Source organism: Ruminococcus sp. 8Y-12 (genome assembly GCF_058119865.1).
In genome coordinates, this window is sequence record NZ_CM176623.1 from 3,250,064 (window position 1) to 3,262,969 (window position 12,906).

A 12,906-nucleotide genomic window follows, 5' to 3' on the forward strand; every position below is an offset into this window, starting at 1 on the left:
TTTTCCCATGATGATCTTGTGTGGTCTTGGGTGAAAGCCAAGACCACACAAGATCATCATGGGAAAAAATATAGCAGTTGTATGGCATTCCGGCGGTGGTTTTGCTTTTTACACTATTATGCATGTAGTAAGTAATTTAGAACACCCTTTGGAACAGGTATAAGAACATAGGAAACAAGCCAGCAAAATGGAATAAAAAACTCAACTTATTGGATAATTGAGGGGTTACATTGTGGCGAAGTATTTGAGGTATATATAAACCACAATTGGTCTAAAGATAGAATTGAATACTACAACGATTGGTATCTTGTTTACAGCAAACTCAAGGGTGATGAGTTAAACCACCTAATAGTAAGATATTAAATCTTATTGAAAAAAAGAAATAAGGTTGTTAAGTAACAACTTTATTTCTTGCAACAAAAAATGGAGATGGGACTAAAATTTTTTAATTTTAGTCCCTTAACAAAAGATTTAAAATAAAAAATTCACAGTCAATAAGTAAAACCAAATGGTTTTGGGATTGTAATACTTTGGATTTACTTATTGATTTCGGATAATATATAAAATTTGGGGCATAATAAAATTAATAGGTATTGTAAATATTTACACGTTTTAAAATTATTAGGATTGTTTGCCTTGTATGTTCGTGAAGTTGTTTACTCTGAGAATTTTGTTATAGAAACCGCATAGTTGCGGCATCTCTGTTTTTTTTACATCTTTTTTTACCCTTTATAAAATTTGCGTTAGCTTTTCAAGCTGGCTTTTTTTGTGTTCAAAACTAGAATGAACGTATTGGCTCATGGTGAATTTTACGTCATAGTGTCCTAAGATTTCGCTTAATGACTTGATATCCATATTACATTCCATACTTTTGGTTGCAAAAGTATGTCGCAAAGCATGAAAGTTGATATATTCTATATGACAATTCTTCAATATTTCTTCATACTTTTTTTGGTAGGCTCTAGGCTCCATATAATGGGGAGTAGAAGTTAAAAAATACATATCAGTTTTTTGCTGTAAAGGTTCTAGCTTCTCAATTAAGAGTTGTTGAAGTGGAATAGTACGCAATGATTTAACACTCTTAGGAGTATCTATAACAATCTTGGTTTTCCTATCTGTTTTCATATCTGTATTTTTAATTCGTTGCAAAGTTTTTGTAATGTGTAACACTCCATTTTTTAAATCAATATCCTGCCATTTCAAAGCACATAATTCCCCAATGCGTAAACCACACATCAATGCAAGTAATACACCAGCTTTTTCTGGTGTTGTGCCAATCAGCAAATAATGAACAAGGCTTTTATATTCGTTTTCTGGTAAAAGCTTAATTTCTTTTTTCGTTGTTTTAGGCAACTTATAGATGAATGACATGTTATGGGGCTTTATTCCTTGCTTGAAAACGCAGATAATATCCTGAATAGTTTTGCTGGACAAACCGTCTTTTACTTTCTGCCTAATGAAATAATTAATATCTTCTTGTTTCAGGTTATTCAGCTTGATTGCCCCCAAATGGTTAATGATATGATTGTGGGCGATATCATAGTATTTAGCAAAGGTAGATTGCTTCACAAGGGGTTTTATATCATTCAACCATGATAAGAAACACGTTTCTATTGTTTCTGGAGAAGTAACCAAAGGCTGTTCTTTGCTTTTGATATACTCATTTTTTCGTTCTTTTACTTCTTGGTACGTCTTTGCATAGATAGAATGGTATTTCTTTGTATGGATATCGTAAATACGGGCTTCCCAACGTCCGTTTTTTCGCTTTCTGATGTTTTCGCCTGTTCTCAATTCCTTACCCCTTTCTATACCATTTAAAGCATATGAAAATCATGTTTTCGCATAAAATCCAAAAAAATTTCCGTAAAAAGATTGACAAATATTGCCAATTATTGTAGAATAACTTTGATAATATATAAAAAAGTTATGTCGTGAAGTAAACAACTTCACGAATTAATAAGGGGTTTTACACCTCTTATTTTTTTATATGTTTATACGGTTTGTACTTATAACCAACAAAACAAATTTACAATTTCTTTTATAAAAATAAAACATAATGGACAAATACCTGTGAATAAAAGTTATTTAGGGGTGATGTTCTTGAAAATAAAAGAGTATTTGAGTGGTGCAACAAAAATAGAATTATATGACGATTTTATACCAACTCAAAAAGAAGTATTAGAAAAAAAGCAAGAAGCATTTAAAGATTTATGCAATTATATACTGATAGCAAGTGAAAAGAATAAAACAGAGGAAAAGCCCTATTTATAGGGCTTTTTTTAATTATTAGAATGATTTATATTACATTTATATCATGAGTGTGCAGACAGAAAAAAGTAAAAAAATAAAAATCCACCAAACCAGCATGAATAGGGGATTTTTTGATACATTTAAAGAAATAACCAGAATGTGCGTTTGTGTTAAAAAGAAGAATTTTTATAAAAAACAGTCAAATTTATGGATTTTATAAGGTTACATAACATTTTTTAAGGCAAAATGCGCAAATTAAAAATGCTGAAAAAGCCCTAAAAATAGGGGTTTTCGACCTTGTAAAATGATTGACATGAACAACGTGCAAGTTCTTCGGTGCCGACATCATTCAGTACTCCCATAGCTTTGCGGTTTGGCATAGTAAAGCGCTGTGACAGGTAGCGCAGGGATGCAGATATTTCACCATCCGGACCACCATACTGACTCATAATAAACTGTGCCAGCTTTGCATTGGGGGTAGTAATATTTACAGGATACTGCAGACGTTTTTCATAATTCCACATAACTAACAGGCACCTCCTTCCCAAGGCCAAGGCTGGTTCACCCATTCCCAGGAGTCACTGTCTGAGTCAACAGCGGTATCGATAGTCAGGGGACCATAATATTTTGCATATTCTTTCAGTGCTTCGTTGCGTTTTTTTGCATTTTCCCGATAGAAAGCCAGAGCCTCCTGATCACAAGGGTGGGTATCCAGATACAGCAGGATGTCATCTACAGCAAAGCTCACTTCATTTATATGGTTCAGCATCTGTGCTTTTGAAGGAGGGCGTTTGGTGTTGCAATTGCAGTTGCAGTTGCAATCCGGTTCTGGTCTCATTTGACAGTGATCCGGTTTTGTTTTACACGGTTCAGGGCGCACCTGACAGTTATCTGGTCTCGTTTTACATGGTTCCGGGCGCGCCTGGCAGTTATCTGGTCTCATTTTACATGGTTCCGGGCGCATCTGACAGTTATTAGGTCTCATTTGACGTGGTTCCGGGCGCATTTGACAATTATCCGGTCTCATTTGATGCAGTTCCTGGTGCATCTGGCAGTTATCTGGTCTCATATGGCGCGGTTCCGGCCGGTTCATCTGACAGTTACAGTTACCGTTTGCCTGGTAGGGTCTCTGACAATTATTCATCAGCGGACGCACCTCCTTCCGCAGAACGGCTGACAAAGTTCAGGAAAAACAGTGCCTACCTGAAGTGCTTTTTCAAGCTCAAAAGTATGATGAAACGACTGCATAGGTACATATCCCATAGCTATGGGCAGTCTATCCAAGCACTCATATATTGACGGTTCCTGGCAGCTGCAGGGTTTACAATTTTGCATAGATTTATGATCCTTTCATAATTTATCTTTCATAATATTCTATGAAAAGTACAGGGAAAGGTGAAACGATCGTGTAAAAACAGAGCAGACCAAAGAAGACCCGGGAGCGGTACGAAATCTGAGTTGGCAAGAGTGAAAAAAATCACCAAAGAAATTTTATGGTAATATTTGGAAAATTTGTCATAAATGTCAAAAAGAATAGGGGTAATAGTAACAAAACTGTCATAGTTTAACAGTTTGTCAAAATATTCCTTGCAAATACTCACCAATCTTAGTAAAATAATGAAAGCAGAGAAGTTTCGACAGAATAGGAGTTTTCATGGGGATGATGAGAGTAGTTTGTTTTGGAGGTATATTAGGTTTTGTTTTATTTTTTTTATATGATATCAATTCAGTAGTCTGGAAGAAAAAGGCTCTGTATGGTTCTTTTGCCGCTGGCTGTATCTGTGTGGCGGTCTCTACTTGTCTGCTTGCATGGAAGTCATTGCTGAAGGGCGGGCTTGTCTATGGCGGAATTTTGTTGCTGGCGGCAGCGTTTTTATTTTTCTGCCTCTTAGTTTATACACTGTTTTTTGCACTTCCTTTTCATGATACATATCAGGAATTCAAAGAAAAATCAGGGGTTTGTGATACAGGAGTATACGGTCTGTGCCGTCATCCCGGGGTCCTGTGGTTTTTCTTTTTTTATCTCTTTGCCGGCCTGGCGTTGGAGAATAGATGGCTTCTCGCAGGCGGGATGATTTTTAGCTTTTGTAATCTGTGCTATGTGCTTTTTCAAGATCATTGGTCTTTTCCAAAGCAGTTTGAGAACTATGACGAATATAAGCAGCAGGTACCTTTTCTAGTACCTAACCGGAGCAGCATCAAAAAATGTCTTGGTGGGAAGAAGGATGAGAGAGGGGGAACGGCGCGTTGAGATTTGAGGAGAAGTTGAAAGAGGGAGACAATCAGGCACTTTGGGATGAGTATTGTGGTTTTTTGGACCTGAGCGTGGAGGAGTTTATGAGCATCCAGAGGAGGCTTTTGTTGGAGCAGATTGAGATTTGGTCCGATAGCCCTCTTGGACAGACGTTTTTAAGGGGAAAAAAGCCTGAGGGTGTGGAAGATTTCCGGCAGATAGTTCCCCTCACTACCTACGAGGATTATGCACAGATACTGCTGCAGAAAGAGAGCAGTATGCTTCCCGCAGAGGCGGTTCTCTGGATTCAGACAACCTGGGAGGGCGGGATGAATCCGGTAAAGGTTGCGCCATATACAAAAAGTATGCTGGATACCTATCGGAATAATGTAATGTCATGTCTCATGCTGGCTTCCAGCCGGGAAAAGGGACATTTTGATATAAATCCCAAATACCACATTTTATATGCGCTGGCTCCTCTGCCCTTCGCGACCGGAATCCTGCCCCTTCTCTTTAAAGATGAGATCGGGATCAATTTTCTGCCGCCGGTTGAGGAGGCTGTTCACATGTCCTTTAGTGAGAGGAATAAAAAAGGTTTTAAGATGGGTATGAGACGGGGAATCGAGTACTTTTTCGGACTGGGGAGCGTAACATATTTTGTGAGCCTCAGTCTTGGCGCTATGCAGGGAAAGAGCGCCTCCGGAGATAAGAGCCTCAAAGACAAACTATCAGGTATTTCTCCGGCAATGATTTTGCGTTTGATCTCTGCAAGAAAAAAATGCAAAGAGGAAAATAGGGAATTGATGCCAAAAGATTTGTTTAACTTAAAAGGTTTTATGTGTGCAGGGACGGATAATAATTGTTACAAAGATGACTTAGAGGAGTTGTGGGGAGTACGCCCTATGGAAATCTTTGCGGGTACAGAGCCCACCTGTATTGGAACAGAGACCTGGACCAGGGACGGGATGTATTTCTTTCCGGATGCCTGCTTTTATGAATTTATACCTGAAAATGAGATGGAGCGGAATTTAGCAAATCCGTCTTATGTTCCTAGGACTATTCTCATGGATCAGGTGGTGCCGGGAGAAAAATATGAGCTGGTGATTACAGTTTTTAAAGGAGGGGCTTTTGCCAGATACAGGGTGGGCGATATGTACCGCTGTGTTGGCCTAACCAATAAGGAAGATCAGACGAGGATTCCCAGATTTCACTATGTGGACCGGATTCCGACCATTATAGATATTGCAGGCTTTACGCGCATCACTGAAAATTCCATAAATTCTGCGGTAAAGCTCTCAGGACTTGCGGTGGAAAACTGGATTGCCCTTAAAGAGTACGGGGAAAAAGGGCGTCCTATGCTGCACATGTATATGGAGATGAAAAAGGAGGCTTTGATAACCGGGGGCGTAAGCTGTCGAATTATCAAAGAACACTTGAGTGTTTACTTTAAATATCTGGATCAGGATTACAAAGACTTAAAAAAGATTTTGGGGATGGACCCACTGAAGGTGACACTTGTCCGGTGCAAAACCTTTGCTGTGTATGAGGAGAAATACGGTGTGCTGCCCAGAAGAGTCAATCCCCCCTCTATGGAAGTGTCACAACTGCTAAAGGCAGTGGAGGAGGAGTACCGTCCGGGAAAGGGAGGTGCGTCCTATGTATAATTATGGATGGATTTCCGTTATGGCATTGTTTTGCTATACGTTTTTACTGATGGCCTTCGTGGCGGCGAAAAAGAGTAGACTGATCTACTCTTTTATGGGATTGCTGTTTACCATGATACTTTGGACAGGAGGCTCCTATTTCATGCGCCTGCAGCTGTGGCCATCCATGGAATTTTGGTTTCATATATCTATTTTTGGGTTGGCCTTCCTGCTCTTTACCTTCCTTAACTTTATTTTAGAATTTATCGGGCGAAAGCGCAATAAGAGCCGGATGATCTGGTTTGCTGTTCTGCTCATACTGTTTCTTGTGAATCTAAAAACAGAAATCTTTCTGGCTCCCCCTGAGGCGGTAAAGATACCGGGGACAACCCGAATGGCATTTGTCTATGACTTTCAGTGGACAGTGGTAATTCTGTTTGCCATATTTGTGCTGATGATTGCACAGATTTTAGCTGTGATCTGGAGAGCGGCACAGAATGACAGGTTGGTAGCCAGACAGCTGACTCCTGTTATTATTGGGATTTTTATACTGTTTGTGGGCCATCTTCTCCTGACTGTACCCTTTTTTAGAGGATTCCCCACGGATATTCTGGCAGGAGTGATCAATGCGTACTACCTGTTCTACGCCCTGTACAGAAAGCATCTGTTTAAGCTGACTCTTCTGGTTTCCAAGGCCAATTGCTATATTATAGGCGCGGTGATGGTGCTGCTCATTGCCTACAACAGCATTCAGCCCATGGAGGAGTTTTTTGTAGAGAAATTTTCCCTGAGCAGTTCAAAAGTCATAATGGTGATTTCAACCATAGTGTTGGTGATGACCATCCTGTTTTACTGGCTGCTGCGCAAGTTTTTCAGTCAGTTGTTTATCAGGGAAGAGATCATTCAGTCGGAAAACCTAAAGGAATTCAGCCATGCAGTTTCGAAGAGTCTGCATGTTCGGGAAATTCTTCAGGAACTGGTGGATGTAATACAAAAGACAGTGGATGTGAATAAAATCTATATCTGTATAGAGAATGAGCAGGGGAACTACGAGATGATACACAGCGCCAGCCCGCTGGATAAAAAGTCCTTTTCCATGAAGCGGGACCATCCCATTGTGGAGTATCTCAAAAAGTCAGAGGGCTGCCTGCTGATGAAGGATTTTCGTCGGACTGTGGCGTACAAATCCATGTGGGAGGAGGAAAAGCAGCAGCTTTCAGCCTGGAAGATTGAGTGTCTGGTAGCATTAAAGGATGAGGAAGATTTGGTGGGAATCGTCATGCTCTCAGAGAAGCAGAAGAGAGCTCCCTATACCTATGATGATATCAATTTTCTCATCTCTGTGGACTCCGTTAGCTCCATTGCGGTAAAAAATTCAAAGCTATATGAAAAGGCATATGAGGAGGCCAGGAGAGATGAACTGACAGGTCTGCTGAACCGCAAATGCTTTGTAGAAACTTTAATGGAACAGACCGCGAAGCTGGGCGAAAAATCTCTTGCTCTGGTTATTTTAAATGTTGATGACTTTAAACTGTACAATCAGCTCTACGGCAATCAAAAGGGGGATGCAGCTCTGCAGCGGATTGCTCAGATTATTAGAGCAAGTGTGGGAGAGAACGGCTTTGTAGCCAGGTACAGCGGGAAGGAGTTTGCTATCATTCTGCCGGAGTACGATATCTATTCTGCCAAGAATCTGACGGAAAATATCTGCAGGCAGGTCAAAAACATAAATGCAAAGACCGATAATTATGCACTGAAAATGCTGACACTGAGCTGTGGAATCTGTGCGATCCCATACACGGCTTCCACCATGGATGAGCTTATCTACAATGCGGATATGGCTGTGTATCATGTTAAGCATACCGGTAAAAACGCCATTATGATTTACTCAGCCGGTGAGGTAGAGAACCAGAACAGCGGTGGGGAAGCGGGAAGGAGCGGTTACAAGGACAGCGCTTACTCCGAGTATGCGTCTACGATCTATGCCCTGACTGCAGCCATAGACACAAAGGACCATTATACCTTCAGCCATTCTAAGAATGTGGCATATTATGCAGGGGAGCTGGCCCGTGCTTACGGCCTGAACAGTGAGTGTATTGAAATCGTAAAGGAGGCCGGACTTCTGCATGACATTGGCAAGATAGGAATTCCCGAGAATATCCTTAATAAGCCCGGCATACTCACTGAGGAGGAGTACGAGATCATGAAAGGCCATGTGGAAAATTCCATTGGCATCATCCGGCACCTGCCCTCTCTGGACTATGTAATTCCTGCGGTAATCGGCCACCATGAACGCTATGACGGTAAAGGCTACCCCAGGAGAATCGCTGGGGAAAATATACCCATCATGGCCAGAATCCTCTGTATTGTAGACAGCTTTGACGCCATGGTGTCAAAAAGAAGCTATAAAAGGTCTATGCCTGTGGAGCAGGCATTGTGCATCTTAAAGGAAGAGGCGGGCCGTCAGTTTGATCCGAATCTGGTTCCGATCTTTGTAAATTTGGTGTTAGAAAATAAGATCAAAGTTGCCTTGAACCAAATGCCCTCGGAGTGATAAGGACTTCCTTACAGTAACCCTGAACAGACTTTTGCCAGACTATGTATAAAAGGTCCGGTAGACCTTTTTAAAAAGATGTGGTATGATACTTCACAGAGAATAGGCAAAGCCTGAGATAGGAGTAATGGAATGGTTCAACAGAGCAGAAAAGTCAGGACAGCAAGGAAGAGGAGGAAGCCGGCGGTTCAGAGGTATTATGACTACAATTTGCTGGCAATCGTGATCCTGCTCACCTGTTTTGGACTGATCATGTTATACAGCACCAGTGCCTATGAAGCACAGGTTAATTTCAATGATGATATGTATTATTTTGCAAAGCAGGCATGGATCAGCGCGGCCTGCATTGTTATGGTATTGGTATTCTCACAGATTGATTATCATTTTTTTGTTAAGTTTGCCAGCTTTACATATATTGTGGCAAATATACTGCTTTTTATGACAAAGTTTGTGGGAAGAACAATCAATGGGGCAAAGAGATGGATTTACATTGGCCCGCTGTCCTTCCAGCCGGCCGAGCTGGCAAAACTGGCGATTATCCTATTTCTGCCGGTACTGATTATCAAACTCGGAAAAAATATGAAAGGGTGGAAGGCTCCTGCCATTGTGTTGGGATTCGGGGCCGTCACCTCCTTTTTGACGTATAAGTTTACAGACAATCTGAGCACTGCGATTATTATAGCGGGCATTACAGTGATTCTCCTTGTTGTGACGCATCCCAGATCAAAGCCGCTGGTGCTTGGAGGAACGGCCTTTATAGCTGTAGCCGTTGTGGGAGTGCGGTATCTGGTATCCAACATGGGAGCTGGAGGAAATTTCCGCTTTAACCGTATCCTGGTATGGATAGATCCTGAGGCATATGCCAGCAAGGGCGGTTATCAAATTATGCAGGCGCTCTATGCCATCGGCTCCGGAGGCTTTTTTGGAAAAGGGCTTGGGAACAGCACGCAGAAGCTGGGAGCTGTTCCGGAGGCACAGAATGATATGATCTTCGCCATCGTGTGCGAGGAATTGGGAGTATTTGGCGCGGCCATGCTGACGCTGATGTTTATCTTTCTGCTGTACAGACTGATGTTTATTGCTCAGAATGCGCCGGATCTGCTGGGCTCCCTGATTGCCACAGGAATTTTTTCACACATTGCACTTCAGGTGGTGCTGAATATTGCGGTGGTAATCAACCTGATTCCAACGACGGGAATTACCCTTCCCTTTGTTAGTTACGGTGGAACCTCCATTTTGTTTCTCATGGCCGAGATGGCTCTGGCCCTCAGTGTGTCCAGGCAGATACGGTTCCGTGAGGAGGAAGATGTTGCAAAGCTGCAGGAACAGTATAAAAGGACAAGGAAGGCTGGGGGATACAGATGACACTATTAGAGGGAAAGATCGGACAGGAGTATCAGGTGACAGGCCTGGATCTGGAAGAAAATATAATGCGCAGGCTGGAATCTCTGGGGATATTTGAGGGAACCAGGATACGGATTCTCAATAAAAAAAAGCAGGGAGCTATCATTATTAAAGTGAGAGGAACCCGTTGGGCTCTCGGCAGGGAGATGGCGGGTGGGATATCTGCAAAGGAGCGGCTTGATGAAAAAGACAATTAATGTGGCGTTTGTGGGAAATCCAAACTGCGGAAAGACCACCCTGTTCAATGCCTACACAGGGGCGAATCTGAAGGTGGCCAACTGGCCTGGGGTGACGGTAGAGCGAAAGGAAGGACAGACGGAATACAAAGGGACTCCTATAAAGCTGGTGGATACCCCGGGTATCTACAGCCTCACCTCGTATTCGATTGAGGAGAAGGTTACCAGGAAATGCATCATGGAGGAGGATATTGACGTGATTGTCAATATTGTGGATGCTTCCGCCATGGAGCGGAACCTCTTTCTGACGATGCAGCTGCTTGAGTTGGGCAAACCGGTGATCCTGGCATTGAACATGATGGATATTGTGGAAGAACGGGGAATGGAGCTGGATTTGCACCGTATGCCCGAGCTGCTGGGGGAGATCCCTGTGGTGCCGGTGTCCGCGAGGAAGCGCACTGGCTTGGATGTACTGCTGCACGCGGTAGTGCACCACTATGAAGAGGGGCCGAAAGGTCATGTGGTTGATTACAGCGAAGAGCTGGAAAAGAAAATATGGGATCTGGAAATCCAACTGAAAAAGAAGGGGGATGTCACCTTCAATACCAGGTGGACGGCCATTAAACTTCTGGAGCACGATGAGGAAGTCCTAGAACGCTATGAAAAGAAGGTTCAGATGCCCGGGCACAGCTATGCAAAGGAGATCAGCAACCAGAAGTATGACTACATAGAAGAAATGATGGACGAATGTCTTTTCTACAAAAGCGAGAAGGCGGCTGTCACAGACCGGGTGGATGAGGTGCTCACGCACAGCATTTGGGGAGTCCCTATCTTTTTGGGAATCATGGCGCTTGTATTTTTCCTGACCTTTTTTGTGGGTGATGCTCTGAAAGGGGTGTTTGAGGTAGGTCTATCCGCTTTTTCAGATGCAGTCTACACACTGCTGCTCCGGCTGCACACAGCCGATTGGCTCATCTCTTTGATTGTGGATGGAATCATAGCGGGTGTGGGCGGAATCCTCACCTTTCTTCCAAATATCTTCATTCTATTTCTGGCTCTGGCTGTTTTGGAGGATAGCGGCTATATGGCAAGAGTTGCCTATGTTATGGATGGAATTATGGGAAAGGTGGGTCTTTCCGGAAAGGCATTTCTGCCGATGATTCTGGGCTTTGGATGCACAGTTCCGGCTGTTATGGCCAGCAGGGCCTTAGAGAGGGAGGAGGACAGGAAAAAGACAATCCTGATTACCCCTTTTATGTCGTGTTCAGCAAGGCTTCCGATCTATGTGTTGTTTGCGGATATGTTCTTCGGCAGATATGCTATGGTGGCAGCGTTTTCCATGTATGTAATCGGAATGGCAACTGCGATCGTCATTGCTCTGATTGCAAACCGGCTTGGAAAAAATATGTCCACCCAGTCACTGCTGATTGAACTTCCGGAGTACAAGTCACCCAATGCCCGCACCATCTTCATATATGTGTGGGAGAAGGTGAAGGATTATCTGACAAAGGCGGGGACCACGATCTTTGTGGCCTCCATCATCATCTGGTTTATTCTGAACTTCAATCAGAACGGCATGGTGACCGATGTGTCGGAGAGCTTTGGTGCTGTGATCGGACGCTATCTGGTGCCGTTGCTGGTACCGGCCGGGCTGGGAATGTGGCAGATTGCGGTGGCCTTGATTTCGGGGTTATCTGCAAAAGAGGTGGTTGTCTCCAGCTTTGCGGTTCTCTACGGAGTGGGGAATGCCAACTCAGCGGCAGGGATGGCCCAGATCAGCCAAAATATGGCGGCAGCAGGATTTGGCCCGGTCAATGCCTATGCACTTATGATTTTCTGTCTGATGTATGTGCCATGTGCGGCCACCATCGGGACTATTCAAAAGGAGACGAATTCCTGGAAGTTCACACTGGGGATGATCATATTTCAATTGCTGCTGGCATGGCTGATGGCTGTGATTGTGTTCCAGGCAGGGAGCATAATTTTTGGATGAGGATGCTTGTGAAATGCATTTATTTGGCTTAGAAAGGATGGTCAGAAGGAAAATGGGCGCAACCATTGTAATTGGCGTGGTGATCTTTGCCTACGCAGGTTTTATTGTATATAAGAAGGTGAAAGACAGAAAAAGGGGGAATTGCGGATGCGGATGTTCCTCCTGCAGTAGAAAGTGCGGAAAGTAAGAGAACATGGGGCCGCTGCAGAGTGAAATGCTTGAACTGGCATACACTGCAGCGGCCTTGTTAGGTAAAAGCTCATCTTAGCTGAACTGTTACCTTGTAATCGTTTTATTTAGATTCTATATTGACAAGAATGAAATATTGTTTTATACTTTGATAATCAAAATATTTGATATATAAAAGAAATGCAGAATAAAGGAGAAAAACCATGTTGGAAAAAATGAAAGACATTATTGCAGAACAGTTGAATTGTGGAACCGAAGAGATCACGGACGCTACTTCCTTTAAAGATGATCTGGGAGCAGACTCGTTAGATTTATTTGAACTGGTTATGGCATTGGAAGAAGAGTACAATGTGGAGATCCCTGCTGAGGATCTGGAGAGTCTCACTACAGTGGGCCAGGTTATGGATTACTTAAAGACGAAAGGTGTGGAGGCTTAATACCACACCTCTTACTATGTCTGCCGG

General features: G+C 42.9%; 14 protein-coding genes. 10 read left to right on the forward strand and 4 right to left on the reverse strand.

Annotated elements, in window-relative coordinates; all coding sequences use genetic code 11:
* Positions 1–192: 192 nt before the first annotated feature.
* A complete protein-coding gene (locus AC0THY_RS12600; protein WP_489994193.1) occupies positions 193–363 on the forward strand; it encodes a DUF5348 domain-containing protein in 171 nt (56 codons plus the stop codon).
* 366 nt (positions 364–729) lie between these two features.
* On the opposite strand, the gene AC0THY_RS12605 is transcribed toward AC0THY_RS12600, so the two are convergent.
* Positions 730–1,791, reverse strand: coding sequence for a tyrosine-type recombinase/integrase (locus AC0THY_RS12605; RefSeq protein WP_489990950.1), 1,062 nt, complete (start codon positions 1,789–1,791; stop codon positions 730–732).
* A gap of 309 nt (positions 1,792–2,100) precedes the next feature.
* Between AC0THY_RS12605 and AC0THY_RS12610 the strand changes: the two genes are divergently transcribed.
* Entirely contained in the window at positions 2,101–2,271 is a 171-nt protein-coding gene (locus AC0THY_RS12610; protein ID WP_489990951.1) for a hypothetical protein, read from the forward strand.
* Positions 2,272–2,525: 254 nt separating this feature from the next.
* Here the strand turns inward: AC0THY_RS12610 and AC0THY_RS12615 are convergent, their stop codons facing one another.
* The 3 genes from AC0THY_RS12615 to AC0THY_RS12625 are packed head-to-tail and all read right to left on the reverse strand — an operon-like array spanning position 2,526 to position 3,585.
* Complete coding sequence (locus AC0THY_RS12615; RefSeq protein ID WP_489990952.1) at positions 2,526–2,774, reverse strand: manganese catalase family protein; 249 nt, start codon at positions 2,772–2,774, stop codon at positions 2,526–2,528.
* 2 nt (positions 2,775–2,776) lie between these two features.
* The gene (locus AC0THY_RS12620; RefSeq protein ID WP_489990953.1) at positions 2,777–3,394 is read right to left on the reverse strand and encodes a spore coat protein CotJB; all 618 of its coding nucleotides are present in this window, start codon (positions 3,392–3,394) and stop codon (positions 2,777–2,779) included.
* Positions 3,394–3,585, reverse strand: a complete 192-nt coding sequence (locus AC0THY_RS12625; protein WP_489990954.1) for a spore coat associated protein CotJA — start codon at positions 3,583–3,585, stop codon at positions 3,394–3,396. Before AC0THY_RS12625 ends, AC0THY_RS12620 begins: the two co-directional genes overlap by 1 nt.
* Before the next feature lie 325 nt (positions 3,586–3,910).
* Between AC0THY_RS12625 and AC0THY_RS12630 the strand changes: the two genes are divergently transcribed.
* The 8 genes from AC0THY_RS12630 (at position 3,911) to acpP (ending at position 12,879) form a co-directional block, all read left to right on the forward strand.
* Positions 3,911–4,501, forward strand: a complete 591-nt coding sequence (locus AC0THY_RS12630) for a hypothetical protein (RefSeq protein ID WP_489990955.1) — start codon at positions 3,911–3,913, stop codon at positions 4,499–4,501.
* Positions 4,498–6,147 carry a GH3 family acyl-acid amido synthetase gene (locus tag AC0THY_RS12635; protein ID WP_489990956.1) on the forward strand — a complete coding sequence of 550 codons (1,650 nt, stop codon included), beginning with the start codon at positions 4,498–4,500 and terminating at the stop codon, positions 6,145–6,147. The genes AC0THY_RS12630 and AC0THY_RS12635 overlap by 4 nt, the downstream gene beginning before the upstream one ends.
* Positions 6,140–8,680 carry a histidine kinase N-terminal 7TM domain-containing diguanylate cyclase/phosphohydrolase gene (locus tag AC0THY_RS12640; RefSeq protein ID WP_489990957.1) on the forward strand — a complete coding sequence of 847 codons (2,541 nt, stop codon included), beginning with the start codon at positions 6,140–6,142 and terminating at the stop codon, positions 8,678–8,680. Before AC0THY_RS12635 ends, AC0THY_RS12640 begins: the two co-directional genes overlap by 8 nt.
* A gap of 132 nt (positions 8,681–8,812) precedes the next feature.
* Positions 8,813–10,045 (forward strand): FtsW/RodA/SpoVE family cell cycle protein, encoded by a 1,233-nt coding sequence (locus AC0THY_RS12645; protein WP_489990958.1) that lies wholly within the window; start codon positions 8,813–8,815, stop codon positions 10,043–10,045.
* A complete protein-coding gene (locus tag AC0THY_RS12650) occupies positions 10,042–10,281 on the forward strand; it encodes a FeoA family protein (RefSeq protein ID WP_489990959.1) in 240 nt (79 codons plus the stop codon). The genes AC0THY_RS12645 and AC0THY_RS12650 overlap by 4 nt, the downstream gene beginning before the upstream one ends.
* A complete protein-coding gene (gene feoB / locus AC0THY_RS12655; protein WP_489990960.1) occupies positions 10,265–12,253 on the forward strand; it encodes a ferrous iron transport protein B in 1,989 nt (662 codons plus the stop codon). The genes AC0THY_RS12650 and feoB overlap by 17 nt, the downstream gene beginning before the upstream one ends.
* A gap of 52 nt (positions 12,254–12,305) precedes the next feature.
* Positions 12,306–12,440, forward strand: a complete 135-nt coding sequence (locus AC0THY_RS12660) for a FeoB-associated Cys-rich membrane protein (RefSeq protein ID WP_489994194.1) — start codon at positions 12,306–12,308, stop codon at positions 12,438–12,440.
* Between the two features lie 205 nt (positions 12,441–12,645).
* On the forward strand, positions 12,646–12,879 hold the full coding sequence (gene acpP, locus AC0THY_RS12665) for an acyl carrier protein (protein ID WP_489990961.1): 234 nt from the start codon (positions 12,646–12,648) through the stop codon (positions 12,877–12,879).
* The last annotated feature ends 27 nt before the right edge of the window (positions 12,880–12,906 follow it).